Here is a 503-nt window from a genome sequence, read left to right as displayed (position 1 = left end):
GCATTGTCCTTGTCGCTGTATTTGTCCGCGCCCTTTGGGATGGTGCGCCACAAATCGTTGATCTGTTTCTGCAGATGCTCTTCCCGATCCTTTTGCCGACGCCGTTCCTCTTCAGCGGAAATCGGGTAGGGGCGTTTGTAGCGATCGACGCCGTAATTCATTAGCGCATGGCAGGAATCAAGCAAGTCCTCCACCGCGTCGATACCGTGGCGTTCCTCGCACTGCATGATGTACTGCTTGGCGAACACCAGGTAATCAATGATCGAACTGGCGTCAGTCCAAGTGCGGAACAGGTAATTGCCTTTGAAAAAACTGTTGTGCCCATAGCAGGCATGCGCCACGACCAGTGCCTGCATGCAGATGGTGTTTTCTTCCATCAGATAAGCGATGCACGGGTCTGAGTTGATCACGATCTCGTAGGCCAGCCCCATCTGCCCGCGACTGTAGGATTTTTCAGTGCTGAGGAAGTGTTTGCCATAGGACCAATGGTGATAACCGAGCGG

At 53.5% G+C, this 503-nt stretch carries 1 protein-coding gene; it reads right to left on the bottom strand.

The window, feature by feature from the left end:
• Positions 1–503: SpoVR family protein (locus AC1DRJ_RS32260; RefSeq protein WP_477805649.1), on the bottom strand; the 503-nt coding region annotated here is incomplete at both ends.

This window comes from Pseudomonas sp. P5_B2 (assembly GCF_056400445.1).
This window is presented reverse-complemented; position numbering and strand designations above follow the sequence as displayed.